Below are 26,817 nucleotides of genomic sequence, written 5' to 3'. Positions count from 1 at the left end.
CTCAGCCGTCGGGGAACGCCTGCTCGGTCCAGATGGTCTTGCCGGAGCGGCTGTAGCGCGTGCCCCAGCGCTGTACGAGCTGGGCGACGATGAACAGGCCCCGGCCGCCCTCGTCCTCGGCCGTGCTGTACCGCAGATGCGGGGAGGTGTGGCCGGTGTCGGCCACCTCGCACAGCAGGGTCCGGTCGCGGATGAGGCGGATCTGCAGCGGCCCCTCGGCGTACCGGACCGCGTTGGTGACGAGCTCGCTGACGACGAGTTCCGTCTCGAACGCCAGCGCGTCGAGGTCCCAGGCGCCGAGCTGCCCGGTGACGAGCTCCCGTGCGCGGCCGGCCGCGACCGCTTCCGCCGCCAGTTCCCACACCGCCACCTGCTCGGCGTCCAGCTCCCGGGTGCGGACGAGGAGGAGAGCGGTGTCGTCGACGGTCGTGCCCCCGGGCAGCAAGGTGCCCACCACCCGGTCGCACAGCTCCTCCAGCGGCAGGTCACGGTGGTCGGCCAGGACGCGTCCCAGGATTTCGAGTCCCTCGTCGATGTCGCGGCTCCGGGATTCCACCAGACCGTCGGTGTACAGGGCGAGCAGGCTGCCCGCCGGCAGGTCCAGGTCCGTCGCCTCGAACGGCAGCCCGCCGAGCCCCAGCGGCGGCCCCGGCGGCAGCTCGGGGAAGAGGCACGGGCCACCGGTACGCACGACCGCCGGCGGCATATGCCCCGCCCGCGCCGTGGTGCAGCGCCCGGACACCGGGTCGTAGACCGCGTAGAGACAGGTCGCTCCGGTGGCCACGTCGGGATGCGGGCCGCCGGTGACCGGTGTGCCCGACGCCGCACCCGGGCGTCTGTCACCGGCCTCCGCCAGTTCCGGGTCCGGCGCCGAGACCACCAGGTCGTCCAGGCGCGTGAGCAGCTCGTCCGGGGTCATGTCGAGCTTGGCGAGGGCCTCCACCGTGGTGCGCAACCGTCCCATCGTGGCCGCGGCGGTCAGCCCGTGACCGACCACGTCGCCCACGACGAGCCCGACCCGGGCGCCGGAGAGTGGGATGACGTCGAACCAGTCCCCACCCACCCCGGTCACGTCGTCGGTGGGCAGATAGCGGTGGGCGAACTCGACCGCCGAGTGCCGCGGCAGGTGCTGCGGCAGCAGATCGCGCTGCAGCGTGAGGGCCGCGGCGTGCTCGCGTGTGAAACGGCGGGCGTTGTCGATGCACACCGCCGCCCGGGCCACCAGTTCGTCGGCGAGTGCGACCTCTCCGTTGTCGAAGACTGCCCCCTGCCCCGTACGGGTGAAGGTGACGAGCCCCAGCAGCACGTCGCCGACGCGCAACGGCACGACCAGCACGTTGTCGACCACCACCCGTCCGCCGGAGGACAGGCTGCGCAGCTGGGGCGACCCGGGCGGGAACTCGACGACGCGGCGGGCCGCGCCGCCGGCCGCCTGCGTGACCCTGAGGAAGCCGCTCCGCTGCCCCCAGCCGTCCGCCGGCTCCCCACCCTGGAGGACCCAGGGCGCCAGATCGACCTCGACCGTGGAGGCGAAGCCCGGGACCGCCACACCGGCGAGCTCCCGTGCGGTGACCACCGCGTCCAGGCTGGTGCCGACACTGCGTCCCGCCTCCACCAGGAGGGCGAGCCGGCTCTGCGCCTCGTGACGTTCGGTGATGTCGAACGCGTCCTCGCACAGGCCCAGCACCCGGCCCTCTGCGTCCTGCAGCCGGTAGTACGAGCAGGACCACAGATGATCGCGGCCCGGGTCGCTGGGCACCTGACCCAGGAAATGCGCGTCGATGACGGGCGCGCCGGTCTCCAGGACCTGGCGCATGACGCTGTCCAGGGTCCCCGGGTAGCCCTCGGTGACCAGCGTGCCGTCCGGGTACAGCTCGTCCGGGTGCATCCCCCGGTACTCCTCGAACGGTCGGCCGATCTCCGCCCCCGACGCGGCGTTCGCCCAGGTCAGCCGGAGGTCCGTGTCGTAGATGGCGAGCCCGATCGGCGATTGCGTGGCCAGCCCGTCGAGCATCGCCAGTCGCGACTCCCACAGCCGCAGCCGCTCCGACTCGGCGAGGATCAGGATCCGGGCCGCGGTGCCGCCGCCCGCCAGGTCGCACACCGCCGTCTCGACCGGGATGCTGTGGCCGTCACGGTGGCGCGCGAGACGGGTTTCGTGGCCGGTGGCGGCGGGCGTTCCTTCGGGGACGGGACCGGGGCCGGACAGGAAGACCTCCGCGGAACGTCCGACGATCTCGTCCGGGGGGTAGCCGAGCAGTTCCGCGGCGGCCGGGCTCCAGCCGATCACCGTGTTCCGGGCGTCGAGCACCACCGCGGCGGCGACGGCGACATCGAGGGGGCCACGGAGGTCTCCGCCCTCCGTCGCCGCCCATGCCCGCCAGGTACTCGCCGCGTTCCACGTTTCCGCAGCCCGCACAGCCCGGTTCATCATCTTCAGAATCTGCCCGCCCCTCCCGATGCACAAGGCGGCGGGCGGTCGGGCCGGCCGGTCACCGAAGGTGTTCGCCTCCGTCCACGAGCCGGGCGAGGCCCGCGAGCGACACGCGGCAACTGCCGCCCTGGCGTGTGTCGAACCCGTGCATCTGCGCGCTCACGCCGTCCGGCACCCGCCGGCGTGCGACCGCGTCCACGTCCAGCAACGCCCGGTGGACGGCCGCGCACCGGGGGTGGCGCGCCGGGCGGACCATCACCCGGCCGGGACGCGGCACCACAACCGGAATCGGCGCCGCGAACCGGGACACAGGGCACACCCACCGCCGAGCTCGTGAACTCGCGTTCATACAAGAGCTGTTGACCATGGCTCCCGCTGTCCGCAGGATAGCGCCGATGTGGATCGGAATCCTGGGGCAGGTGGAGCTCCGACACGGCGGAGTGCGTTTGGGACCCCGTCCGGGCCGGGGCCGGTCGCTGCTCGCTCTGCTGGCGCTGAACTCCGGGTATCCCGTCGAACACGACCGCATCGTCGATCTGCTGTGGGAGGACCCGCCGGGCTCCGCCCGCGCGCAGGTGTACAACCTCGTCAGCGATCTGCGCCGGCGTATGCGCGACGCGTGGCCTTCCGTCCCTACGCCGTCGGACGGGGCGTCGCGGGTCGACGCCCTGGTCTCGGTCGACGGCGGATACCTGCTGCGGTCCGCGGAGCACACCAGTGATCTGCGGGACTTCCGGGCGGCGGCGGCCCTGGGCCGCGAGTCCGCCGCGCGCGCCCGCCACGACTGTGCGGCGGAGCAGCTGACCGTCGCGCTGGCCCACTGGCGTGGCACGGCGCTCACCGGCTGCCGGGAGCCGTTCGCGGAGGCCGCCCGCCGGAGTCTGGAGGAGGAGCGGCTGCAGGCCGTCGTCGCTCTCCTCGACGCGCGCCTGGCCCTGGGCCAGCACGAGCAGGTGCTGTCGGAGACCGGCCCCTGGCTGGCGAACCATCCGCACCACGAGGACCTGTACGGCAGGCAGATGCTGGCCCACGCCGCGCTGGGACGGCAGGCGGACGCGGTGGCCGACTACCGGCGGGCGTACCGCCGCCTGCGGGACGATCTCGGTGTCACCCCCGGGCCCCGGCTGCAGGACGTCTACCGGCGGATCCTCGACAGCAGCCCCGGGGCCCCGCCCGCCGGTCCGGCCGCGGCAGCGGCGGTGGTCCGGCGGCCGGGGCCCGTACCCCGCCAGTTGCCGCCGCAGACCGAGCGGCTCCTCGGCCGCGAGACACTGGCGGCTGACGTGCGGGCGGCGCTGCTCGAGCGCGCGGACGTGGTGCCGGTCGTCGCGCTCACCGGGCCCGGCGGGGTGGGCAAGTCGGCCCTCGCCCTGCATGTCGCCCACTCGCTCGCCGACGAGTTCCCGGACGGGCAGCTCTACGCCGATCTGCACGGTCTGCGCGAGCGGCCCGCCGAGCCGCACCGCACGCTCGCCCGCTTCCTGCGCGCTCTGGGCCTGGACGGCAGGGAGGTGCCCGCCGACCCGGAGGAGCGCGTCGCCGAGTTCCGCAGCCGGGTGGCGGGCCGCCGCCTGTTGCTCGTGCTGGACGACGCCGCCGACGAGAAGCAGGTACGCCCCCTGCTGCCCGGCACCCCCGGCTGCGCGGTGCTGGTGACCTCCCGCAACAGGCTGACGGGCCTCGGCGGACACGGCTTCGAGGTGTCGACGCTCGACCCGGCGGCCGCCCACCGGCTGCTGGCACGCCTCGTCGGCGAGGAGCGCACGGGCGCCGAGCCCGCCGCCACGGCGGATGTGGCGCGGCTCTGCGGATGCCTGCCGCTGGCTCTGCGCATCGCCGGCGCCCGGCTGTCCTCCCGTCCCGACTGGACGGTCAGCGCCTTCCGGGACCGGCTGGCGCGACAGCGTGAACGCCTGGACCTGCTGACCGCCGGCGACCTCGACATCCGCGCCGGCATCACACTCAGTTACCGTTCACTGCCTGCCGAGTTCCGGTGTGCGGTACGCAGGCTGGGCCTGCTCGAGCCGCGCAGTGTCCCCGGCTGGGTCGTAGGGGCGCTGGCCGGCGCCGCCACCGCCGACGACCGGCACGCGGACTTCCTGGTGGAACGGCATCTGCTGGAGGCGGTCGGCGTCGACCGGGCCGGGCAGTCGCGTTACCGCCTGCACGACCTGGTCCACGACTTCGCGTACGAACGGGCCATTGCGGAGGACACGCCCGGTGACCGGGACGCCGCGCTCGGCCGGGTGCTGCGGACGTGGCGCGTACTGGCCGCGGAGGCGGCCGAGCGCCTCGGCCACGGCGCCGCCCTGGACCCCGTCGCCCCGGCGGACGACCCGCTGCCGACCGGGGTGTCGGTCGTCCGGCAACGCCCCCTCGACTGGTTCGCGGCGGAGCGGCTGAACCTGATCGCCGCGATCCACCTGGCGGGCCGGCTGGGCAGCCCCCCGGTCGCGGGCGACCTCGCCCTCCGGCTCGACGGCTACCTCGTCATCCGCTACGACGAGGCCGAGCGGGTGGCCGTCCTGCGCGCGGCCATCGCGTGCTGGCGGAACGGGGCCGCGCCCGACCGCAGGCTGGCCCGGCTGTACTTCGCGCTGTGCTGGGCGACGTACCAGCAGGATCGTTACGCCGAACTCGACGAGGCGGCGACGCACGCCCTCGCGGTCGCCACCCGGGTGGGCGACCCGGATGTGGTCGCGGACGCCACCTGGCAGGTGGCCAAGGCGACCGCGCTGCGCGGCCGGCTGCCGGACGCCGCCGAACTGTACCGGCGCTCCCTCGCCGAGGCCCTGCGACAGCGGCAGCCGGAGCGGAGTCTGACGTACGCGCACACCGGACTGGCCAACGTCCTCGCCGACCTGGGACGGCCCGCGGAGGCGGCCGGCCACTACCGCCACGCGCTGTCCCACCACCAGGTGAAGGACCGCACCAGGGTCGTCATCCTGCTGCGCTTCGCCGAAGCCCTGGTGGACGACGCCGAGGGCGGGCAGGCACTGGAGCTCCTGGCGGAGGCGCAGTCGATCGTCGCCGCCATCGGCGACGAGGTGGGAGCCGCCCATGTGGAGCGGCTCCGCGGCCTCGTCGGCATCGCCCGTCGTGCCTGGCAGCCGGCGAGCGACCGGCTGCATACCGCGCTGACCGCACTGCAGGCGCACCACGAGACGCTCGGTGTCGTCCACGTCCTGCGTGCCCTCGGCGACGCGGCCCTCGGTGCGGGCCGGCCGGCCGTCGCCGGGCGCCGTCTCACCGAAGCCCTCGACGCCTGCCGGCCGATGGGCGCTCCGGTCGAGACCGCACGCATCGAGGCACGCCTCGCCGCGGCCCTCCGGCTGTCCGGGGAGCCGGCGGCGGCCGAGGCGTACAACGGCGCGTACCGGCACACGCTCGCGTCCCTGTCACTGCCGGACGCGAGCCTGCGCCTCCCCGGACACGTCCGCGCGCTGCTGCCGCCCGCGGGGCCGGAGGCTCCAGGCCGGCCGGACCAGCAGGATCAGCCGGACCAGCCGGGTCGGTCGGGTCGGCCGGGTCGGTCCGAGCCCTCGGGTCAGAACGCCTGATCGCCGAAGCCGTGGCGTGCCACCCGGGCCATCATGGTCCGCCAGACGCTGTAGTTCGTGTGCGGGTTGCCGGTGATGTTGAGCCGGGACTTGGCGCGGTCGAACGCGGACTGGGTGAGCGGGCCCCAGGCGCCGTCGACGGCCAGTCCGGAACCCATGAAGTTGTTGCACATCGCCTGGACGAACACCGTGTCGCTGCGCGAGCCCTTCTCGCACACCGTCGGCAGGCCGCCGAAGTCGGCGTGGATGTGGTCGGCGTGGGCCGAGTTGTACCAGCCGTCGAGCACGTACCTGAACCGTCTGCGGCACACCGCGTCCACCGCCAGGTAGCGGCGGCGCAACGTCCGGTCCCCCGCCGCGTGGTGACGGTCCAGCGGGGAGGACTGCCGCCCTCCCGCCCATCTCACGAGGTCGAGGTCCATCGCGGTGCCCTGGCCGTGCTGGCCGGGCTTGTTGACGTAGAAGCCGGCGGAGACCAGGAAAGACACATTGCCCGCGCCCGCGTCCCCGGACAGGTCTCTGAGGTCGCGTATCCACACCACGAGGCGGTCGTAGAAGGCCTGGGTGCACTGCCAGTTGCGCAGCGCCGTGTTGCCGCGGTTGCTCCGCCAGTAGTAGACGGGCGTGCCGTCGATCCGGCTGAACGTCTTCATGGCGAGCGCCCGCGGCGCCTCCATCTCCGAGGGCAGAGCCAGGGTTCCCGGCGCCTCTGCCGCCCGGGCAACGGAGGCGCCGGCGAACGGCGCCGCCACGGCGGCGGCCCCCAGGCCGCCGATCAGTGCCCGCCGGTTCAGTCCTTGCTCACCAGTCGACGGACGTGCCGCTTGATCACGCATACTGTGTGCTCCTTCGCAGTCCCGGTTGACCGATCGCTGCAAAGGCTGGCGGGCCGGACTCACATGCGGCTCATTCCGCTCTCACACGGACGCCGTGACCCGACTCCCGCCTGGTAGTGGGCTGTTGTCGGTTGCTTTCGCTGCTCATGCTCCAGTGTGGTTTCGTGATCCATCCGGTGGACTCATGGGCGGACCGTCGTCTGCAGTGGCTGAGACGGGCTGTTGCCTGGCGGCGTCTGCGCCAGGTGGACCAGTGCAGCAGCCTGGCCGCTGACACGGGCGGTGGGGTGAAGACGGCGGTGAGCAGGTGGCTGATCTCCGGGACGGTCAACTGGATCAGCGCGTTGCTGCGGGCTGGGTGACACGGATCGTCGGGCTGGTCCGGTGCCGTGCCGTCGGCGACGGCCGTCAGGAAGGCAGGGCGAGCATGGCGAGCATGGCGAGCATGGCGAGCATGGCGAGAGTGATGTGCCGGTGCCATGAGGTCCGGTGCCTGATCTGGTAGTGGTCCAGGCCGAACTGGCTCTTGGGGGCCTGGAAGCACTCTTCGACGCTCCAGCGCATGCCGGCGACGCTGACCACTCCGGCAGCGTCACCTTGGCGGGCGACCAGCACAGGTAGAAGGCGAGTTCGCCGGTGCTCCGGTTGTGGCGGATGAGCAGGTGACGGTGGGCGCCGTTGCCGATGTGGATCCAGGCGCCGGAGCCGGCATCAGATGGGCAGTGACTGCGGTCGAACCGGGGCTACGGCCGTGCCGGTCGGGCGCGGACCCACAGGGCTCGCCGGACCCGTTCGCGCATTCCGGGATCGGCGAGTGTCTCGCCTCCCCACCACTCCGCACCGCTGACCTCTTCGGTCTGCAGCTCGACGACGTCCTGATCCGTGGTGAACAGACCCGATTTAACCGGTCGTTGCAACACCGGCCTGTTGGAGCAACAGTAGCTGCTCGTTGAACACCTCGGCCGGTGTCCTCCAGCCGAGCGTCTTGCGGGGACGGGAGTTGAGGGCATGGGCGACGGCCTCGATCTCCTCGGCGGACCACCTCGAGAGATCGGTGCCCTTTGGGAAGTACTGTCGCAGGAGTCCGTTGGTGTTCTCGTTCGTGCCGCGTTGCCATGGGCTGTGAGGATCGGCGAAGAACACGGGAATGCCGGTCTCGACCTCGTCCGTGTCGGTGGTCGGTGTGTGCAGGTGTGTGGTCACTCCCCACAGGCGAAGTGTGGGGTGGCTCAGCACGGCGCGCACCAGGTGGGCGCCATGCTCGACTGGGGGCCGAGCCGGTCCTGTCCGACGTCGACCTTGACGGCGACCTGCAACGGCCCCGAGGAGTGCGCGGCCAGGGCGTCGCGATCGTGGTGTCGTACGCGGTGGCGACGAGCCCGTACCGCTCCATGGCAGCGGTCTCGTCGGCGCCCGGGAGGTTGCCGGGCGAACAGCAGGACCGGCCCGGACAGGCCCGCCTCCCTCAACCGCACGGCACGGTCGAGGTCAGCGACCGCGACGCCGTCGCAGCCCGCGGAGAGCACGGCTTGAGCGGGCGGCAGGAGACCGAATCCGTAGGCATCGGCCTTCAGCGTTGCGAGGAGGGTGCAGCCGGGGCCGACCATGTCGCGCAGCTGCCGGCAGGTTGTGCCTGATCGCTCCGAGGTCGACGGTGAGTTCGTTGGGGCGCCGCAATGATGTCGCGGGGTGTAGGGGGCCGGCGGCGGGCGGCTGTTGTGCGCTCGCGCCGTCGGAGGGGATCGCGGGGGTCATGATGGAACAATTTCCTTGGGGCTGCGGAAGGGGTTTCGGGCTCTGTCCGCCGGACCGGCTCAGCTGAAACGAATTCCCTCAGCCAGTGCCGGAGCCGCTCTTCGTCGAAACTCGCCGGACGCCGGGAGACGGCGGGGACGGCTCGTTCCCGGTCGGCGCGACGAGGGATGGGCCCCGCTTCGTCCGGCCCACCCCGCGGCGCAGGGGCTTCGGCGAGGATCCGCACCGGGCTGTCCGAGGGATGCCATTGTCAGCCGTGCAGGGGCTTGGCGTAGCAGCGGCTGAGCGTCTTGTGTTGGTAGGGCGGGTAGTTGGGGATCGGTGCGTAGCCGGCTCGGGTGTACAGCGCGATGGCCTCGGGCTGGTGGACGGCTGTTTCCAGGCGTATCTCGGTGTGGCCGAGGGTGGTGGCGGTGCGCTCCGCCTCGGCCAGCAGGCGGGCGGCAATGCCTCGCCCCCGGGCCTCGGGGGCGACGTACATGCGCTTGAGCTCGGCTGCCGTGGCCGGCGGCGGGAAGGGCTGTAGGGCGCAGCAGCCGACCGGTCGGTTGTCCACCTCGGCGAGCAGGAAGCGGATCTGGGGGTGGATGTGGGCGCCGCCGGTGCAGGGCTCGTCGGAGTAGCGGGCGGCGAGGTCGGCGTCGAGGTCCCGGACGAGCCGCAGGATTCGCGGGTCGTCGGACGCGACGGCGGTGATCGCCGGGGCGGAGGGGGTCACTGGCTTCGGTTCCGTTCGAGGATCAGGTCGAGCTGGGTCTGCAGGACGCGTCGCTGCAGGTCGGGTGGGTAGGCGTCCGGGTCGGTCACGGCATTCAGGGCGAGACCGTCCAGGCAGGCGACCAGGCTGCGCACCCGGTCGTTGAGGGCCTCCGGTTCCGGACGGTCCGGACAGGCTGCGCGCACCAGGGCGTTCAGGCGGCGGATCCAGGAGGCATGGCTGCGGATGTGCTCGGCGAGCAGGGCGGGGTCGTGGCGGGTGGTCAGCAGGAACTGGGACCAAACAACGGCTTCCAGATGGCGTTCGCGGTCCAGGGGCAGCGCCTGCTCCGCAACGGCACAGAGGGTGTCGCGGGCACCGGCGCCGGCGCCGGCGGGAAGGGTGTCGATACGAGCCGCCATCCGGCGGTGCATCTCGGTACGGGCGTGGGCCAGCAGCATCTTCTTGTCGGAGAAGTAGTGGGTGACCATGCCCGTGGTGCAGCCCGCGGCGCCTGCGACCGCACGCAGCGTCAGAGCCTCGAGACCGCTTTCCGAGACGACGTGCCAGACGGCCTGCGAGATCGCCTCCCGCCGTTCTTCGTGGTCTACCTGTTTCGGCATCCGACTCCTTCACATAACACTTGTTGCGTAACAGTCGTTACGCTATCACGGCGTTGTCACGCCGGGAATGAGCGCCGGCCCGCCGGCTCAGCGCGCGGCTGCCGCCCGCGCAGTGACCCGGCCGCCGACAGCGGGGCCAGGATGTGTCAGGCATGGCTGTCTTCCCGAAGGCCGACGGGCGTCCTGGCCGCGGTCGTCCCGGTGTGTTGCGGCCCGGTTCGGTGGGTGCGTTCGATGGTCTGGCCCCAATAGGTTCCGGCGACCATGAGCAGCGCACCGACAGCAGCCAGGACGGTGAGGCGCTCGCCGCCGAGCCCGATCCCGACGGCGACCGCCCAGACCGGCTCGGTGCCCAGCAAGAGGCTGGCCCGGCTGGCAGAGGTCCGTTGCACCGCCCACGTCTGGAACAGGAAGGCGAACACCCCGCAGAACAGCGAGAGGTAGACGAGCTGGGCCCACGTCACGCCACTGCTGTAGGTCAGAACACCGAGGTCGCCGGTGACCGGCGCCAGGAAGAGTGCGCCGCCGACGACGGTCTGGACGGTCGTCAGGTGCAGGGGACGCAGGGTGCGCCCCATGGAGAGCCGCCCGATGAGAGCGACGTGCCCGGCTCGTACCGCCGCGGCGGCGAGCATGATCAGGTCACCACTCCGGACGCCGTGCAAGTCGGTGCCCGAAAGGAGGAGGCCGACGGTCACCACGCAGACCCCGGCGGCGGCGAAGAACGTCACAGGCAGCCTGCCGCGTCCACCGGCACGTTCCAGCATCGGCGTCAGCACGATCGTCAGGCTGATGATCAGGCCCGCGTTGGCGGCACTGGTGTGTGCCACCCCGTAGGTCTCCAGCGGCGTACACGCACAACGCCATATCGACGCGCTCCACCGCCCCGAACGCACCGCCCGCAAAGTCGTCCGGACGGTCATCGCCGAACTGCGCCGCGCCGCCGCCCACATCGAGGGCTGGGGCACCGACATCCCTCGCCGCTGACCGGGCTCATCCAGGGCACTCCGACTGCTTCCAGGCCGCCAAGAGCCAGGTCGGGCTGGACCACTACCGGATCAGGCACTGGACCTCATGGCACCGGCACATCACGCTCGCCATGCTCGCCCTGGCCTTCCTGACGGCCGTCGCCGCCGGCACGGCACCGGACCAGCCCGCCGATCCGTGTCACCCCGCCCGCAGCAACCCGCTGATCCAGTGAGTACTAAGCCAGTCAGTCGCCGAGCCGGGGGAAGAGGGGCATCGGCGGGGGAAGGACTCCGCCGACCGGGGTGCACTGCCGGGCGATACGGGACGCCGCGCCCGGCAGGAACGGCGTCAGCCGGTCGGCGAGATGCAGACAGGCCCGGAGGAGGGCGCCGAGGACGTCCTCCAGCCGCTCGCCGGCGGCACGGTCCCCCGCTCGCTCCGCCTTGGCCGACTCCCATGGCCTCGTGGCGTCGATGCAGCGGTTGGCCTCCTCGACGACCGTCCACACCGCGGCGGCGGCCCGGCGGAAGTCGAAGTCCGTCAGGGCGGCTTCGACCGCCCGCGGGCTGTCGGCGCAGGCCCGCGCCAGGTCTTCGCAGCCCGGTGCGGTGCCTCGCGTCGGCGTGGGAGGCCGGCCGTCCCGGTAGCGGTGAACCATGGTCACGACGCGGTTGACCAGGTTGCCGAAGCCGCCCGCGAGATCGCTGTCGGCACGGGCCACGAGCCGGTCCCGGGTGAAGTCCGCGTCGCCGACGCGCGGCACGTCGCGCAGCAGCCACCAGCGGACGGCGTCCGTGCCGACGTCGGCGACCAGGTCGGCCGGATCGACGGTCGTACCGGAGGACTTGCTGATCTTGCGCCCGTCGACCGTGAGGTAGTCGTGAACCAGGATGTCGGTGGGCAGCGGCAGGCCGGCGGACAGCAGCATCGCCGGCCAGTAGACGGCGTGGAAGCGGAGCACGCCCTTGCCCGCCAGGTGGACGCGCTGCCCGCTCCCCGTCCACCACTGGTCGAAGGTCGCGTCGGCGGTGCCGTAGCCGAGGCCGGTCACATAGTTCCCGAGCGCGTCCCACCACACGTAGACGACCTGGTCCGGGTCGCCGGGGACGGGAATGCCCCAGCCGCGGGCGCGGTGCTGCGAGCGGGAGACGGAGAAGTCGTGCAGGCCGCTGTCGATCAGGGCGAGTACCTCGTTGCGCCGGGCGGCGGGCTCGATGCACAGCCGGCCGGTGGTGATCAGCTCCCGGAGGGCACCGGCATGGCGGGACAGCCGGAAGAACCAGTTCTCCTCGGACACGAGCTGGGGTTCGGTGCCGTGGTCGCGGCAGCGGCCGTCGACGAGGTCCTCGGGGGTGTAGAACTGCTCGCAGCCGACGCAGTACAGCCCCTCGTAGTGCTTGCGGTAGAGATCACCGGCCTCGGCGCACCGCTGCCACAACCGCTCGACCCCGGCCCGGTGGCGGGGATCGCTGCTGGTGCGGATGAAGTCGTCGAACGACAGCGCGAGGGGTTCGCGACCGGGCGGGGCTCCCGCCGCACACGCGAAGAAGGCCCCGTCTCCGGGGCCTTCGCACGTCACACGTCCGACTCAGCTGCCCCGTCCGCGGGGCATCATCGGGAACGTGTACGTGGTCATGCGGCGAGGTTAACAGGACCGGACGGGCCGGGTCGGGCATTTTCCACGCCGGCCAGGCGCCGGCCCCGCGCCGTATGCCTCGCCGCATGCCTCACAGGGCAACGGTCGCGGCGGCCAACGGGTTTCCGCCCGGCGCCGCCCCGAGGACGGCGCGCACGGGGCTCCTTGCGCCGGCCGCGGGAGGGCTGACAGGCTCCAGGGCCATGCACACGTTCTCCGCGACCGACGAAACCGTGCTGGCCTGCCATGTCTCCGGCGACGGACGCCCGTTGGTCGCTCTGCCCGGCGGCCCCATGCGGGCGTCCGCGTACTTCGGTGACCTCGGCGGTCTCGGTGCACCGGCCGCCGGGCTCCGGCTGGTCAGGCTCGACCTGCGCGGCACCGGCGGTTCCGAAGCGCCCGCGGACCCGGACTCGTACCGCTGCGACCGTCTGGTGGACGACGTGGAGGCACTGCGCCGGCACCTCGGCCTCGAACAGCTCGCCCTGCTGGGCCATTCGGCGGGCGCCTCCCTCGCGCTGTGCTACACGGCCCGGTACCCGGACCGCGTCTCCCGGCTGGTGCTCGTCACGCCCGGCACCGAGGCGGTCGGCCTGCCGGTGGCCCCCGAGGACCGCTTGGCGACGGCACGGCTGCGGCACGAGGAGGACTGGTTCCCGGAGGCGTACGCCGCGCTGGAAGTGATCACGCAAGGCAAGGCCACGGACTCCCACTGGGAGGCCGCCGCGCCGTTCGCCCACGGCCGGTGGGACACGGCCGCCAGGGCACACCGGGCCGAGGGGGCGCAGCAGCGGAATCCGGCGGCGGCAGCCGTCTACGGGTCGGAAGGGGCGTTCGACCCTGCCGCGACCCGCGCGGCGCTGGCCGCGTACGGCGGCCGGGTCCTGCTGATAGCCGGGGCGTTCGACGTCGCCGCGCCGCCGCCCGCAGTGGCCGCGCTCGCCGAGGTCTTCCCCCACGTCGAGACGGTCGTCCTGCCGGGCGCCGGCCACTTCCCCTGGCACGACGAACCCGAGGCCTTCGCGGATGCCGTCACCGGCTTTCTGAACTGAACCGACGCGACCGCCGCCGGCCAGGCCTGCCCGGCACGGAGGGCGGTCCGCGCGGATGCGGATCGCGAAGTCTCCCGCCCCGTTGGGGCACAACAGCCCTGTTCCCAGGGCCAGTCAGCATCGGCATCAGCTCGCTCGCGCGGTGGCCCGCAGCGGCTGACACCGGCATCGGCCATGAAGTGGCCGGCCACCGCTCGCCCTTCGGGCACATGACCCGGATTCCGGCACGACATGACGCCGGAACGGCACCGGGTCCCGGCACGCCCGTAGCCGCGGGTCCTCGCGGCTCGGGCTTGGGACGGCGGTCACCGGTCGGCGCGGCCGGGGCCGGCGGCCACGGGACGGCGCGGCCCGGCCAGGCCGTCACGGGACGACGCAGCCCGGGTCGGGAGACGCCGTGCTCAGCCGTACCGCCAGGGACGTCAGTCCGCGTCGCAGGCGGCGGAAGTAGGTCGCACGGCCGAGGTGCAGGCGGCAGGCCACCTGGTGGTGGGTGCCGCGGCGGCGAGCTAGGTAGTACGCCTGGAGGATGGCGCCGGCCTCGGCGTCGGCGGTCTCCTCACTGTCCGCCAGCCGCTGCACGGCGGAGTGCAGCCAGGACCGCAGATCGGCCACGGTCGGCGTCGCCGGACAGGCGAGCAGCGCGCTGCCCTCCAGGGCCGCCGGATCCCTGATCCGGCCCAGGGCCCGGGCGATCTCCTCGACCAGATCTCCGTCCGGCTGCCCCGCCCCGGCACCACCGGTACCGGCGTCGCCCAGGCGGTCGAGCCACCGCGGGAGCGCCGCGGCGGTGAACGCGTTGCTGAAGACCTCGGGGCGGCGGCCGCAGCGGTAGACGTCGTCGTGGACGCTGCCGTGGGCGCGGAAGCCGAGGCCGCGCACCAGGAGCTGATAGTCGGGCGTCGCCGTGGACACCACCAGGTGACCGGAGCGTACGGCGCAGGCGAGGATGTCGCGCAGTATCCGGGCGTGCGCGGCGGGGTCGGTGGCGTACGCCGCGCCGAGGAAAAGCCCGCCGGACCGGGGGCCGGTGACGAAACGTCCGGTGTGCTGCTGCAGCAGCGGCTCCATGGCGTCCGATGTGGTGTCCTGGACGGGCAGCAGGCTCGCGAGGCCCACGGCGCGGCCGTCGCCGTCACGGGCGAGACGGAACACGGAGGGCCCGTGGTCCAGCCAGCGTTCGGTGACGCGTTCCGCGCGCGCCGGATCGAAGCCTCCGCGTCGCGCCCATCGGTGCATGAGCCTGCCGATGTCGTCGGCGTCGGCCTGCTGGGCGACGTCGATACGGGCGGCCGATTCCGAGGCCGGGAAGAGCGCCCTTCGCAGCTGGGGGTCGCCGGTGAGAAACAGCCGCTGCCCCACCAGTTCCGCCCGCTTCGACGGATCGGTGGTACGGGTCAGGAGGGTGTGGCGGTAGGCCGCGGCTCTGGACCTGACAGCGTGATGGGCCGTCGGACGCCGCCAGAGATAGGCCGTCTCCAGCACCGTACGGAACGGCTCACGCACGCTCAGCCCGAGGGGCGTACGGGTCACCACACTGAGCCTGCCGAGATGTGCGAAGAGGTCCGGGCCGGCCGACAGCAGTTGCTCGTCCCCCGCGCCGACGGTCGCCAGGAGCCGCAGGGCGTGCCGCCAGCGGCTGCCCGGGAGTTCCCGGCCGAGGCGTTCGAGCAGTTCACCGGCCATCTGGTCGGCGATCGCGCCGGCGTCCGACGGCTCGGCCCCGGCGTGCAGGGCCCGGCATCCGGCGGCGGCGAGGAGCGGCACGCCTCCGGCGAGCCGTGCGACGACGGCACGGGCCTCGGGGTCGTCGATCCCGGCGTCAGCGGCGACGGCCTCGATGCGGTGGTCGGGGAGCGGCTGCAGCCGTAACGTGACCATGCCGGAGTCGGTCCAGCCCTCGGCAGCGAGCAGGGGGCGGCGGCTGACGAACAGCAGACGGCGCGGCACCCCAGCGTCGTCAAGTCCCCTGCGCAGGGCGGCCGTACGGTGCGGTTCGTCGATGCTGTCGACCACGAGCAGGTCCTCGGGCGCGCGCCGTGACCACCACGACCGCCATGTCTCCTGCGCGCGCTCGGGACCGTGGTCGCCGTCGAGGTCAAGGTCGCTGTCGAGGTCGACGGTCGCTGCTCGCAGCTGCCGCGTGAGGCGGGTCTTGCCCACGCCCGCCGGGCCCGTCAAGTTGACCCGGGAGTGCTTCTTCAGCGCCGCCCGCAGCCGCATCAGCTCCGCTGCGTGCGGCTGGGTTCTCTCCCCGGTGCCGCTTCCCGACATGTCTTCGGCTCCGCGCTCGTCCCCGGACCTCGTCGCCATGGCTGCCGCGCCCCCCACCTGCACGTGTACCGGCCCTGTCCCCACAGAGGCCACCGACGACGGTACGACGGCCCCCGTCCGGCCACCAGCGGGATGTCGGCAACCGGCCAGGGCAAGTTGAGACTCCGGTGAGACTGCCGGCGCCGCCCCCGTCGGTAGCGTCCCGTCCGTCCCAGGACACGGGCTCCCTTTGTCCGCGCTTCGCGACGGGCACCGACCGAGAGGAACAACCGTGAGATTGTCTCGATGGTTGGCCACGGCGGCCGCGACGGCACTGGCCGCCGCATCGCTGTTCACCGGCACGGCGACAGCCGCGCCGGCCGCAGCACCTGCCGCCACCGCACCCGCCGTGTCGGCGGCGGCCGCCCCTACCGCGCCGAAGTACTTCGTCGGCGCAGGCTACGGCCCCTGGAACATCGCCGTGGACGCCGCCTGGAGCACCGCGTACGGATCGGCGGCCAACGAGGGCTACCCGTCGGCCGGATGCAGGCGGACCGCCGGCCCCGCGGGCCACGAGCTCAGCCCCGGCTACTACCAGGTGCTCGTCGAGATCTACTGCGTGCCCCCGCCGCCCCCGGGCTCCGGCCAGATCGTGGGCGTGCACTCGGGCAAGTGCGTGGACGTGAAGGGGGCGAACACCCAGGACGGCACCCCGATCCAGCTCTACTCCTGCAACGGCACGAGCGCCCAGGCGTGGAAGCTCTACCCGGACGGCACACTGCGCGCGCTCGGCAAGTGCATGGACGTCCAGTACGCGAAGACCGCGAACGGCTCGCTCATCGGCCTCAACACCTGCCACTGCGCGGCCAACCAGCAGTGGGAGAAGCTCCCCGACGGCCTGCTGCGCAGCGTCCACTCGGGCCGCTGCCTGGATGCGCTCGGCTGGCAGACCGGCAACGGCGCGCGCCTCGGCATCTGGGACTGCACCCCGCACCACACCAACCAGCAGTGGAAGGGCCCGGGGCTGGGCACCTGACGGGCCGCGGAGGGTGCCGCGGTACCGGTGATGCACACGACGGAAGCCTGCACCCTTTGACTCGGGGGTGCGGGCTTCCCGCTCGTCCCGCCGGGCTCGGCGGAGGCGTTCACGCAGGCCGGGCACGGAGGCTGACCGGGCGACTTCCAGTCAACTTCTGGCCGATAACCATCGATCCTCCATCCCGTCTTCATCACAGCCACACCGCTGAATCACGTAACACCTCCGAATTCGCACACTTTTTCGAAGCATCGAGCCCGTACGTGCCGCCACCTCGTACGCTTCGGCCGCCGAAGTAACTCCTTGATGCGCGCGGTTGGCCTGTGCTACACGCTGCTCCTCGAGACCAAGACCTTCCCGGGTATGAAGAAGGAGGTCATCCATCCGGTACTTCCAGCAAGCTCGACCTGATCCAGCAGACCGTCGTCTACCAGCTCATCAAGGCGGTCCTGGTCCAGGACTTCGTCGACTGCTGGCATGGCAGCGCAAGCGGCTGCGCCTGGGCCGCGTCCAACTTCATCCCCGGTAAGGCCTTCACCAAGATCGCCGAGGCCGTTCGCGCCCTGAACGCCGCCATGCACACCGGAGTCGGCGTCGCGGACGCGTTCAAGGCCCTGAAGGCCCTGGACGTGGACCCGACGACCCTGGCCAAGCTCCAGAGCACGGTCAACACCTACGAGGACGTTGTCAGCTCCTGCAGGGTCAACAGCTTCCCGGGCGACACACAGGTCCTCATCAGGACGGTTCACGCAAGGCCATCCGCGACGTGCGCGCGGGCGACCTGGTTCTCGCGTCGGACCCGGCGTCCGGACAGCCCGCGGCGCGGCCGGTCGTCGACACGTTCCGGCACGACACGCGGAAGCTCGTGGACATGTCGGTGGCGGGCGGTGTTCTGACGAGCACCGTCGGCCACAGGTTCCACGTCGAGGACCGCGGCTGGGTTCTGGTGGCCGACCTCCGGGTGGGCGACCGGATGCGCACACCGGACGGTTCACTCCGTCCCGTGACCGGACTCCGGCAGCGGGGGGACATCTCCCCCACTGAGGTGTTCGACCTGACGGTCGACGATCTGCGCACGTTCTACGTCAGCCCCAAGGGGTCCGGCGCGCAGGGTCTCCTCGTCCACAACTGCACGAACATCGTGGCCGACGAGGGCACCGGCGGGGCGCACACCCTGGAGCAGCACGTCAACAAGACCGACAGCCAGATGATGGAGAAGGCCAGGAAAGCACAGGGTGAGGTCGCCGGCAGGTGGACCGACGAGGCGACTGCCGCCCGTGCCGTGGACGAGGCCATGCGGCAGTGGGTGCAGCAGCCCGGCAATGCGAAGAAACTGGATGCCTGGGTGCTGAAGGAAGCCCAGAATCAGGGCAAGCCGGGGTACATCTTCGACGCGAAGAGGGACGCCCTGCCCATCGAGTGGACACTCAGGAACGAAGGGTCCCTCGGCACGGTCTTCAGGGTCGGCGGCCCCGCGGCCGGTGAGGCAGCGAGCAACAAGGTGCGGATTCTGCTGAAGTACGTCGGCAAGCAGCACAAGCCCACCAGGTACGTCGTCTTCACGGCCTACCCGCTTCCGTGACGGCACCGGACTGATCCACACCGATGACAACCGCGGGCACCCCTCCGTCCGGAGGGGTGCCCGCACCCATAGGAGGCCCCATGGCAAACCGGACACGCCCGGTCCACTACTTCGACAATGAAGCGGACTTCGGCCTCAGCGGCCTGGCTGGGAACGTCTGCTCCCGCTCGACGCTGCGCCTCGACGGGCCGCTCGTGCTCGCCCTCGCCGAGCGGGCGGCTGCGGAGGACCAGGACGAACAGCTCGGCAGGGACGTACGACTGCTGCTGGACTCACCGCTGCCGGACGAGACGATCCGCGCCATGTGGCTGGCCGCGGTGCGACGGTGCTTCGACCCGGCCGAAGAAGGCACGGGCACGCGGTCATGGCTGCGCCGCATCGCGGACGTGGGTCCTTCGCGCAACCAGGGGTCGGACATCCACGAGAACGGCTCCCCGGACGAAGCACGGCCGCCGGTGAGCGAGGAGGAACTGCGCGGCACCGTGGCTGCGGAGATCGATCGGGCCGCGCCGGATCTGGAGCGCTCCGTGGCGGTGCCCGGCATTGTGGCGGCGCTCCACCGGGTGGTGCGCGAGGTCGACGCCGACCTGGGGTTCCGTATGTTCCTGCGTGCCGCGAAGGCCTACTCCGTTCGGATCGACGCGGACCAGTACGGCCGGCTCCTCGCCATCGGTGACCGCCTGGCCTACCCGGCGACCGCCGTGTACGAAGAGCTGCACGTGGGGTGGCCGCCGTCGATCCGGGCCGGCGTGACTTCGCGCTCGGCCGTTTCGGGCTGCCCATGCTCGCGGCCGTCTTCCACGGGTCCGGCTGGCGTTACGAAGGGACGCTGCGCGAGAACATCGAGCGCGTCGCCCATGCCGACGCCGGCCTCGTGCCCGGCTCGCAGGCGGCGGTGCTGCTGGAGGACGTGCAACGGCTGCTGCACTCGGCCCTGTCGGACGACGCGGTCACCGCACTGTGGCGGGCGGCGTCCGGCCGGTGGAACGACGACGACGAGTTCGACGCCGACGGCCGGACGTGGCTCGGGCGCATCGCCGAGGTGTCCCGGGCGCGGCTGAAGAACGTGGACCCCGTTTACGTCCCCCACGTGTCGCCCGCCCGGACACAGACGGCGGAGGCGGTCCTGCGAGAGGTCCGGCAGTCCGCCCCGGAACTGACGGACCGGACGGAGCACACCGGTGCCCCGGCGCTCCGGAGCGCGGTGCCGGCACTGGAGGAGTGCGTCACGCATGTCGATCCCGACCTCGGGTTCCGCCTGCTGCTCCAGATTCTCTGCACGTGCGATGTCACGATCAGCGAGGCCCGCCGCGCCCGCTTCGAGTCGATCGGCGAACGGCTCGGCTACAGCGACGACCACATCGACGACCGGCTGCCCGACAGCCCATGGTGAGGGGCCCGTCGTGACGGCCCCATCGTGACGGCCCCGTCGTGGGGACCCGCACCCACCGGGCCGGCGCGGAACAGCGGAACCGCGAGGCGGCGGCGGTGTGCGAAGTGGAGAGTGCCCTTCACCCCCGTGGCGACTCGCGAAGCACTGACCGGGTGCGAGGAGTGGACCCTGCTGCCGGCGCCCGACTTCGACGTCACCGCGCCGCCGCGCACATTGGCTGCGTCCGCCGAGGCGTTTCCCCGCTCCGAAACCGTCGTGCTGCCGGGCCCCGCCCACTTCCCCGGCACTACGAGGGCTTCGTCGGTGCCATGACGGCGTTGCTGAGCTGACCCCGGTCGACAGGGAGCTCCGGCCCCATCAGCGCCATGGGAGGGCGCGTCTCACGACAAGGACAGCCTCATGCGCTCGGCCACCGCGACCGCCGGACGGACATCGCCCGTTGCATCGGTGGGGTTTTCGACCCGCACGGCGATTGCGACGGTGCTGCCCCCCTTGGCCTGAGCGTACGAAAGAGACCATGAAGTGGGCACGGCATCGTAGGCCCGGGCGGGCTGGACCCATGCGGTGACGCCGCCGGCTCCGGGGGCGGTTTCGACGGCGGACCGAAGCAGCTCGGCCGTCTCGTGGCTGATGACGCGGCGCCCTGCCGCAGAGCCACCCTGACGAGTAGGCCGGTGTACGGTCCCGTCGCCGTGCACGATCCTGTCGACCGACGAAGGGGGCGTGTGCCGACCGCCGTTGGCGATGACCGCCATGACGTCAGCCATCCTGAGTGGCGTAGCCGTCACCTCGCCCCAGCCGATTCCCGAGAGAGCCACTTCATGGTCTCTCAGCTCTCCCGCCGGGTAGGTGCTCACCGCCTCCCGCACGGGCGTCAACAAGGCGTCGTCATTGAATCCGAACGCCTCCGCCGTCTTCAGGAGGGTGCTGTGTCCCAGCTCGACGGCCATCTCCGCGAAGACGTTGTCGCACGACTGCCGCAAGGCGGTCCGGATCGATGCCCGGGAGCACGAAGCATCGTCCGATGTGAGTTCGGTCGTCGTCCCCGGCAGGACGTAGGGCAGCGGAGCACGAGTCGGCACATCGACATTGCGGTAGAGCCCTTCTTCGAGAGCGGCAGCCGCGACGACCAGATAGAAGGTCTGACGTGGCGCCTCGGCATCCCGAAGGGCCTTGTTCAACAGGGGCTTGTCCTCGTCGTCCAGAATCTTGTTCCACGCCGTCTCGTCCGAGCGCGCGTTGCCGGTGAATGCCGACGGGTCGTACGACGGGGTACTGACCATGGCCAGGATGTGGCCGGTTTCCACATCGACGGCGACCGCAGCGCCCTTGCTGTCGCCCAGGGCCTCGGCTGCGGCCACCTGGACTTCGGGTCGGATCGTCGTCACCACGTGTCCGGAACGACTACTACCACCCTTGAGACCGGCGGTCAGTTCGTCGTTGTACACCCCTTCAAGTCCTGCGCTGCCGTAAGTCATCGACCGGTACCCCGTCACCGCGGCGTACAGGGAGCCCTCTGTGTAGGTGCGCCGGTACGGCACCTTCGGGGTTCCGGACGGTTCTGATCCGGTGACTGCTCGACCGGCGACCATGATGTCCCCCAGCCCCTCGGCCGGGGGTGGGGCTTCCTCGATGGCCGCGGTCGACGTTCCCCCATGCTTGGCCTCGTCGGGGCTGTCGTCCGCCCCGTCCGTACATCCGAGAGCCAGCGTGGGGAGGAGCGCGCACACCACGGCTAAGGCCGCATGGCGTCGACCGGTCGTCTTCATGATGAGCACCCTAGTGGCGGCCTGTGAGCATGTAGGGCAGCCGGACGCGAAGACGAGGTCTGCGATGGGCACGACGGCGCCGCCCGGTTTGCCCCGCCGACGACCGCGCGGCCCGTGGCGATCCATCTACCGAGCCAGATCGAAGCCGCGCCGATCACACGTTGTCCGGCACTCCGATGCGGCCCGGGCCCCCTTCCAGCCTGCCCTGGCGGTACAGCTCCGCGATGTCGGCAGCCAGGCAGTCGCGGATGTCCTTGCCCATGCGGCGCCAGCCGAAGAAGTCACAGGTCTGCTTGATCAGTTCCTCCTGCGACATGCCAGGGCATTCGACCGTCAACTCGCAGAGCGCCAGATGGCGTTCGGCCGGAGCGATGTAGGCGACCTTGCGCGGGACCTCGCCCTCCGCAGGCCTGCGCGCCTTGAGGCGGCCGTCGCGCTCCGCCACGTCGAAGAACGAGCCGTCGACCGTGGCGAGTCCTGACCGGACCAGCATGTCCGCCACTGCGCGCACGTTGTCTCTGATCCGGTTGCCGGCCCGGGCCACACCCCACGCTTCCCTGGCCCGCTGGACGAGCAGGTCCTCGTGTACGGGCCCCTCGGTCTCGATGATCCGGGCAAGTACCTTCCGCAGGTCGCGCCTGGCCTCGGGCGTGTGGAGTTCGTGGACGGAGGAGACGGCGAACCGGCTTTCGCTGTATTCGTCGCTCCACTCCCGCCCCGCTGCCGCATCCACGGGCACACGATGGTGCTGGATCTCTGCCGTGTTCGAACCGGCGGGCACGGGCGGCAAGAAGGACGCGCTCGGTACCGTCGGGGCGGTCGGCCCGGTCGGCGTTTCGCCGATCGGCATCGTGATCGTCCGGCCGCCTCCCTCCCCGTCCGCCGCGACCACCGACGCTCCGCGATCGGCGTTCGCGTCCGCGGCGACTTCGGGCACGACGGGGCCGGAGGCTGCCAAGGGGCCCTGTGCGACGGCTCCCTCCACCGCTTCGCGCAGTCGCAGTTCCGCCGCGGCGCGTCCCCGGTACCAGTCCGTTCCCCAGATCCGGTACAGCCGCCAGCCCAGCCCGTTGAGCACCTGCTCACGCAGCCGGTCCCTGTCACGGGCCGCCCGGGAGGAGTGGTACATCGCGCCGTCGCACTCGATACCGAGGGCGTAGGCGCCGGGGAGTTCGGGGTGGCGCAGACCGAGGTCGATACGGTAGCCGGCGACACCGACCTGGGGCTGGACGGTGTATCCCCAGCCTCGGAGCACTTCGAGCACCGACTCCTCGAAGGGGCTGTCGGGTTCGGCGTCGAACTGCACGGCGTCGGCGGCGAGGACGGCGGGGCCGTTCTCCGCGTATTCGAGGTAGCGCTTGAGGTGCTGGACGCTTTCGTTGGGGCTGTCGGGCAGGTTCGCGCCACGGAAGGAGGCGACGACCTCCATGCGGTAACGGGCGCGGGTCACGGCGACGTTGAGGCGCCGCCAGCCTCCGCCCTTGTTGATGGGGCCGAAGTTGAGGCCGAGCTTTCCGTTCTCGTCGCGACCGTAGCCCACCGACATGATCATTACGTCTCGCTCGTCGCCCTGGACGGATTCGAGGTTCTTGACGAAGAAGCCGTCGAGGCGGTCCTCGGTGAAGCAGTGTTCGAGATCCGGCCGGGCCAGCCGGGCCTGCTGGACCGCGTGGTCGATGGCGGACGCCTGGGCCTGGGAGAGTGCGACCACACCGAGCGTCCTGCCGGGCCGGGTGTCGAAGTGGTGGATGACCCGCCGGGCGACGTATTCGGCCTCCCGTGTGTTGTCACGCCGTCCGCCCCTGTCGTAGACGCCTTCGGCCTCCAGGAACGCGACACCGACGTCGTTGCCCTCGTCGAGGGCACCCGGGAATGTGATCATCGAGTTGTCGTAGAACCGGCGGTTGCTGAAGGTGATGAGGTTCTCGTGGCGGCTGCGGTAGTGCCAGCGGAGCGGCAGGTCGCGCATGGCTCCGGCCTTGCAGGCGTGCAGCAGGGACTCGAAGGAGTCGGGTACGTCCTCGGCGTACTCGTCCGAGTCGTCCTCGACGGAGGCGTCGAAGAACGAGGTCGGCGGCAGCTGCTTCTCGTCCCCAGCAACGACGAGGCTGCGTCCGCGGTATATGCAGTTGACAGCGTCGCTGGGCCGCACCTGTGACGCCTCGTCGAAGATCACCACGTCGAAGTGGTAGTCGGTGGGGAGCAACTGACTGACGCTGAGCGGGCTCATCATGAAGCACGGCTTGATGCGCTGCACCACCTCCCGGGTCCTGCCGAGGAGTTCACGGACGGGCATGTGCCGGGTCTTCTTCTCCGCCTCGCGGACGATCACGGCGCCGCCGCCGCTGCCGAAACTGCGCGGCCGGCGCCTGTTGCAGGCTTCTATGACGGCCCCGCCTGCCGCAGCGATCAGCCGCCGGTCCGCTGCCCGGAAGTCGGCGACGCGCGCGTCGAGGTCGTCGGAGCGGGTGGTACGCAGCCGGGTGTCGGTGGCCAGGACGCCTTCGGCCCAGGAGCGCAGCAGCGCCTGCTCGACCACGTCGGGGAGGGTCGACGGGTCGAGGCCCCGTTCGGCGGCGGTGGTGATCACGTCGTCGGCGCCGTGGCGGGCGAGGACGCCGAGGCCGCTGCGGTAGGTGTGCCACTCCTCGGGTCCGCGCGGATCGTCGCGGAGGCTGTCGATGAGTTGCCGGGCCTGGTCGAAGGGTCCGAGCAGCGCGGGCGAGAGCTGCGCGCCGCGTGCGGGGTCGAACTGGTCGAGCAGCGCGGCGACGGCGTCGGACCAGCGGTCGGCGCGGCGGCTCGCGACGGCGCACCAGTCAGTGAGCGCACGGCGGATGTTGTCCGCGAGGAGCCCCGGCAGGCGATCGTGCTCGGCGTCGTCGGCGAGCAGTGCGGTGAGTGCCTCCGGCCGCTGCGCGTCGCGGCCCACTTCGGCGATGCGGTCGGCGGTTGCGAGTGCGCGGTCGAGCGCATCGATGTCCTGCGGGACGCGGGGCGTGCGGCGGCCGAGGAGTGCGCTGTGCAGCGCGGTGAGGCGTACGACTTCTCCGGCGGCGGTGTGCCAGGCGAGAGCGTCGTCGAGCCTGCCGGCGAGCGACTTGTCCCATGCGCCGGTCCGGGTGAGTACCGTCACCGCAGCGCGGTCGGCCTTGAACTGGGCGGAGAACCGGTGCATCAGCCTTTGGTGCTGCTCCTTGAAGCGCTGTACCAGGGCCGGGAGTTCCGTCGCGTGCAGCACCTGACCGGTGAACACGTCCTCCGCGGCGGCGCGGGCCTGCGCCTCGGCGGCCAGCGCCTCCCGAAGCTGTGCTGCGGCCTCGTGGGCCTGCCGCAGGGTCGCCGTGTCGAACCACCCGCGCGGCGGACGGTGTTCGGACGCGGTCACGTCGGCCAGCTCGCACAGCGCGAAGGCCTTTTCGGCGTCGCCGCGCTCGGGTAGCCCGAAGAGAGCGGCGAGTTGTGCGACCTGGTCGGCGACGTCCTCCGGCAGCGCAGCGTCCGGTGCGGGTGCGTCCTGCTCAGGCAGGGCGTCACGCAGCGTCCGTACGGCCTGCTGCAGCTCACGCACGGTGCCCGGCTCGTCGGTGGCGGCGGCGAAGGGCCTCCGCCGGACGGCGGTCATTAGCGCATCGAGTGCTTCGTCGGCCTCGGCGACGGCCTGGTGGGCCGAAGTGCCGGTCAGTCCGCGCCACGGGAAGGTCTCCCCCTCGGCGGCCGGTCGCCAGGCACGGCTGACGGACTGGGCGGCGGTCGCCGCCTCCTGCAGCGCGGCCGCGCTCAGGGTCTGTGCGGTCTTCGCGTTCTGCGCGGCGAGCGGGAGCTGCGGTGTGCCGGCCTGCTCGAGCTGCACCAGCCGGCCGAGGACGTCGTGCAGGGTGCGCCGAATCGGCTCCCGGGTCTGGTTCATGGCCGCGGCGTACGCGGACAGCTCCTCGCGCAGTTGCCGTGCCCGCTCCAGCTCGTGCTCGGCGGCACCGCTGACCCGGGCTTCCGTGGTCAGTACGCGGGCGAGTTCGGTGGCCACGGCCTTCTTGCCGGTGTCGCCGCTGTGCAGCGCCATGACGAAGTCGCCGAGCCCCACACCGCGCAGCCGGTTGCGTACCACGTCGAGCGCCGCGGCCTTCTCACTGACGAACAGGACGCTGCGGCCGGCGTGCATCAGGGCGGCGATCATGTTGGTGATGGTCTGACTCTTGCCTGTGCCGGGCGGGCCGCTCATGACGAAGGAGCGGTTGTCGAGCGCGGCGGCGATGCACTGGCGCTGGGAGGCGTCGGCGTCCAGGACCAGCGGGGTCTTCTCCGGCAGCTGGATCTCATCGATCCGGTCCAGCTCCGGAGGGTCGAAGCCGATGAGGTCGTCGGGCAGGCCGGCGTCGGGTCCCAGGGCAACGGCACGCACCAGCGGGTGGGCGAGGATCTGGTCCTCGTTCTGCTGCAGGTCCTGGTACATCGCTTCGCGGTGCGACGCGAAGAGGCCCAGCACCACCCGCTCGTCGACCTTCCAGCCCTTCAGTCCGGAGGCGACGTCGCGGGCGGCCGCGACCACGCGGGGCAGATCGGTGGGGTCGGTGATGGTGACCGGGCTCCAGTCGACGCCGAGGCGGTCCGTCTTCACAGCGAGCGCGGGGTTGTGGGCGCGGTCCTGGCCGTCGGCGAGGTGGAGCCGGTAGCGCCGGTCGGTGGTCGAGCGGCTCAGTTCGACGGGGACGAGGACGAGCGGCGCCGAGCTGGCCTCGTGGGCGCCTTCCTCCCGCCAGTCGAGCATGCCGACGCCCAGCCACAGCACCCACAGGCCGTAGTCGTTGAACATCTGCCCGGACCGCTGACGCAGTTGATAGAGCGCGCTGTTGAGCGCGGCCTGCGTGATCTTCTGCGTGACGAGTCCGGGACGGTCCGTCGCCGCCCGGCCGGTCCCGCCGCTGCAGGCGTCGTCGCCGTCGTACGAATCCTCGCCGTCGCACGAGTCCTCGTCGACGGGCGCGAAGTCCCAGCCCTTGGCAAGCCCGCCGAGGAGCGCCGCAGCGTCGGGGGTGGTGATCTCCAAGGTCGCGGTCCTGGTGTGCCGAAAGTTCAGCAACCGGTTCCGTCCGCCCATGTCCAGCAGGGAGTTACGCCAGTCGCCGAGCACGGTTCTCAGCCGATCGAGACCGGGGTCGCCGGCGGGTGCGGACGTGGTCCTGGGCTCGTCGGGCATGCGGCGGAAACCTCCTGGGCGGTTG

At 71.8% G+C, this 26,817-nt stretch carries 18 protein-coding genes and 3 pseudogenes; 8 read left to right on the top strand and 13 right to left on the bottom strand.

Features of this window, described 5'->3' with window-relative positions; translation table 11 throughout:
- Position 1: 1 nt before the first annotated feature.
- Entirely contained in the window at positions 2-2,431 is a 2,430-nt protein-coding gene (locus tag OGH68_RS30550) for a SpoIIE family protein phosphatase (RefSeq protein WP_264250363.1), read from the bottom strand.
- A 449-nt stretch (positions 2,432-2,880) separates the two neighbouring features.
- Here OGH68_RS30550 and OGH68_RS30540 point away from each other — a divergent pair, with 449 nt between their 5' ends.
- On the top strand, positions 2,881-5,994 hold the full coding sequence (locus OGH68_RS30540; protein WP_264248506.1) for an ATP-binding protein: 3,114 nt from the start codon (positions 2,881-2,883) through the stop codon (positions 5,992-5,994).
- On the opposite strand, the gene OGH68_RS30535 is transcribed toward OGH68_RS30540, so the two are convergent.
- From OGH68_RS30535 to OGH68_RS30505, 7 genes and pseudogenes are all read right to left on the bottom strand, one after another.
- Entirely contained in the window at positions 5,982-6,830 is an 849-nt protein-coding gene (locus OGH68_RS30535; protein WP_264248503.1) for an extensin family protein, read from the bottom strand. The two genes, OGH68_RS30540 and OGH68_RS30535, sit on opposite strands and share 13 nt — an antisense overlap.
- Before the next feature lie 408 nt (positions 6,831-7,238).
- Positions 7,239-7,412 (bottom strand): hypothetical protein, encoded by a 174-nt coding sequence (locus OGH68_RS30530; RefSeq protein WP_264248502.1) that lies wholly within the window; start codon positions 7,410-7,412, stop codon positions 7,239-7,241.
- A gap of 318 nt (positions 7,413-7,730) precedes the next feature.
- Positions 7,731-7,991 (bottom strand): annotated as a pseudogene (locus tag OGH68_RS30525) (IS30 family transposase); the annotation flags it as partial.
- A gap of 68 nt (positions 7,992-8,059) precedes the next feature.
- Complete coding sequence (locus tag OGH68_RS30520; protein ID WP_264250362.1) at positions 8,060-8,446, bottom strand: alanine racemase; 387 nt, start codon at positions 8,444-8,446, stop codon at positions 8,060-8,062.
- Positions 8,447-8,835: 389 nt separating this feature from the next.
- Complete coding sequence (locus OGH68_RS30515) at positions 8,836-9,303, bottom strand: GNAT family N-acetyltransferase (protein ID WP_264248500.1); 468 nt, start codon at positions 9,301-9,303, stop codon at positions 8,836-8,838.
- Positions 9,300-9,905 (bottom strand): TetR/AcrR family transcriptional regulator, encoded by a 606-nt coding sequence (locus OGH68_RS30510; RefSeq protein WP_264248499.1) that lies wholly within the window; start codon positions 9,903-9,905, stop codon positions 9,300-9,302. Before OGH68_RS30510 ends, OGH68_RS30515 begins: the two co-directional genes overlap by 4 nt.
- Before the next feature lie 146 nt (positions 9,906-10,051).
- Positions 10,052-10,735, bottom strand: coding sequence for a DMT family transporter (locus OGH68_RS30505; protein ID WP_413471051.1), 684 nt, complete (start codon positions 10,733-10,735; stop codon positions 10,052-10,054).
- Between the two features lie 13 nt (positions 10,736-10,748).
- On the opposite strand from OGH68_RS30505, the pseudogene OGH68_RS30500 reads away from it, so the two are divergent.
- A pseudogene (locus OGH68_RS30500) lies at positions 10,749-10,892 on the top strand (LysR family transcriptional regulator); the annotation flags it as partial.
- 28 nt (positions 10,893-10,920) lie between these two features.
- Positions 10,921-11,106, top strand: a pseudogene (locus OGH68_RS30495) (IS701 family transposase); the annotation flags it as partial.
- A gap of 12 nt (positions 11,107-11,118) precedes the next feature.
- Here OGH68_RS30495 and OGH68_RS30490 read toward each other — a convergent pair.
- Positions 11,119-12,453 (bottom strand): methionine--tRNA ligase, encoded by a 1,335-nt coding sequence (locus tag OGH68_RS30490; protein ID WP_264248497.1) that lies wholly within the window; start codon positions 12,451-12,453, stop codon positions 11,119-11,121.
- A gap of 260 nt (positions 12,454-12,713) precedes the next feature.
- On the opposite strand from OGH68_RS30490, the gene OGH68_RS30485 reads away from it, so the two are divergent.
- Positions 12,714-13,562, top strand: coding sequence for an alpha/beta fold hydrolase (locus OGH68_RS30485; protein WP_264248496.1), 849 nt, complete (start codon positions 12,714-12,716; stop codon positions 13,560-13,562).
- A 363-nt stretch (positions 13,563-13,925) separates the two neighbouring features.
- Here OGH68_RS30485 and OGH68_RS30480 read toward each other — a convergent pair whose 3' ends face one another.
- Positions 13,926-15,836: a hypothetical protein gene (locus OGH68_RS30480; protein ID WP_264248493.1), complete on the bottom strand. Its 1,911-nt coding sequence runs from the start codon at positions 15,834-15,836 to the stop codon at positions 13,926-13,928.
- A gap of 271 nt (positions 15,837-16,107) precedes the next feature.
- Here OGH68_RS30480 and OGH68_RS30475 point away from each other — a divergent pair, with 271 nt between their 5' ends.
- Positions 16,108-16,851: a ricin-type beta-trefoil lectin domain protein gene (locus OGH68_RS30475; protein ID WP_264248491.1), complete on the top strand. Its 744-nt coding sequence runs from the start codon at positions 16,108-16,110 to the stop codon at positions 16,849-16,851.
- A gap of 326 nt (positions 16,852-17,177) precedes the next feature.
- Here OGH68_RS30475 and OGH68_RS30470 read toward each other — a convergent pair whose 3' ends face one another.
- The gene (locus tag OGH68_RS30470; RefSeq protein ID WP_264248489.1) at positions 17,178-17,600 is read right to left on the bottom strand and encodes a hypothetical protein; all 423 of its coding nucleotides are present in this window, start codon (positions 17,598-17,600) and stop codon (positions 17,178-17,180) included.
- A 17-nt stretch (positions 17,601-17,617) separates the two neighbouring features.
- On the opposite strand from OGH68_RS30470, the gene OGH68_RS30465 reads away from it, so the two are divergent.
- From OGH68_RS30465 to OGH68_RS30455, 3 genes are all read left to right on the top strand, one after another.
- Positions 17,618-18,433, top strand: coding sequence for an RNase A-like domain-containing protein (locus OGH68_RS30465; protein WP_264248486.1), 816 nt, complete (start codon positions 17,618-17,620; stop codon positions 18,431-18,433).
- Between the two features lie 724 nt (positions 18,434-19,157).
- The gene (locus OGH68_RS30460) at positions 19,158-19,826 is read left to right on the top strand and encodes a hypothetical protein (protein ID WP_264248485.1); all 669 of its coding nucleotides are present in this window, start codon (positions 19,158-19,160) and stop codon (positions 19,824-19,826) included.
- 126 nt (positions 19,827-19,952) lie between these two features.
- On the top strand, positions 19,953-20,138 hold the full coding sequence (locus OGH68_RS30455; RefSeq protein ID WP_264248483.1) for a hypothetical protein: 186 nt from the start codon (positions 19,953-19,955) through the stop codon (positions 20,136-20,138).
- A gap of 68 nt (positions 20,139-20,206) precedes the next feature.
- Here the strand turns inward: OGH68_RS30455 and OGH68_RS30450 are convergent, their stop codons facing one another.
- Positions 20,207-21,595 (bottom strand): penicillin-binding transpeptidase domain-containing protein, encoded by a 1,389-nt coding sequence (locus OGH68_RS30450; RefSeq protein WP_264248482.1) that lies wholly within the window; start codon positions 21,593-21,595, stop codon positions 20,207-20,209.
- A gap of 154 nt (positions 21,596-21,749) precedes the next feature.
- Positions 21,750-26,792 (bottom strand): DUF3320 domain-containing protein, encoded by a 5,043-nt coding sequence (locus tag OGH68_RS30445; protein WP_264248479.1) that lies wholly within the window; start codon positions 26,790-26,792, stop codon positions 21,750-21,752.
- Between the last annotated feature and the right edge of the window lie 25 nt (positions 26,793-26,817).

Source organism: Streptomyces peucetius, from assembly GCF_025854275.1.
Taxonomy (GTDB): Bacteria; Actinomycetota; Actinomycetes; order Streptomycetales; family Streptomycetaceae; genus Streptomyces; species Streptomyces peucetius_A.
The sequence above is the reverse complement of the archived record's forward strand: the minus strand, read 5'-3'. Positions and strand labels throughout refer to the sequence as shown.

Excerpts from the sequence above, each read along its gene's own strand:
- OGH68_RS30480 (WP_264248493.1), bottom strand. The coding sequence starts at position 15,836 with ATGTCGGGAAGCGGCACCGGGGAGAGAACCCAGCCGCACGCAGCGGAG.
- OGH68_RS30510 (WP_264248499.1), bottom strand. The coding sequence starts at position 9,905 with ATGCCGAAACAGGTAGACCACGAAGAACGGCGGGAGGCGATCTCGCAG.
- OGH68_RS30550 (WP_264250363.1), bottom strand. The coding sequence starts at position 2,431 with ATGAACCGGGCTGTGCGGGCTGCGGAAACGTGGAACGCGGCGAGTACC.
- OGH68_RS30445 (WP_264248479.1), bottom strand. The coding sequence starts at position 26,792 with ATGCCCGACGAGCCCAGGACCACGTCCGCACCCGCCGGCGACCCCGGT.
- OGH68_RS30450 (WP_264248482.1), bottom strand. The coding sequence starts at position 21,595 with ATGAAGACGACCGGTCGACGCCATGCGGCCTTAGCCGTGGTGTGCGCG.
- OGH68_RS30535 (WP_264248503.1), bottom strand. The coding sequence starts at position 6,830 with ATGCGTGATCAAGCGGCACGTCCGTCGACTGGTGAGCAAGGACTGAAC.
- OGH68_RS30485 (WP_264248496.1), top strand. The coding sequence starts at position 12,714 with ATGCACACGTTCTCCGCGACCGACGAAACCGTGCTGGCCTGCCATGTC.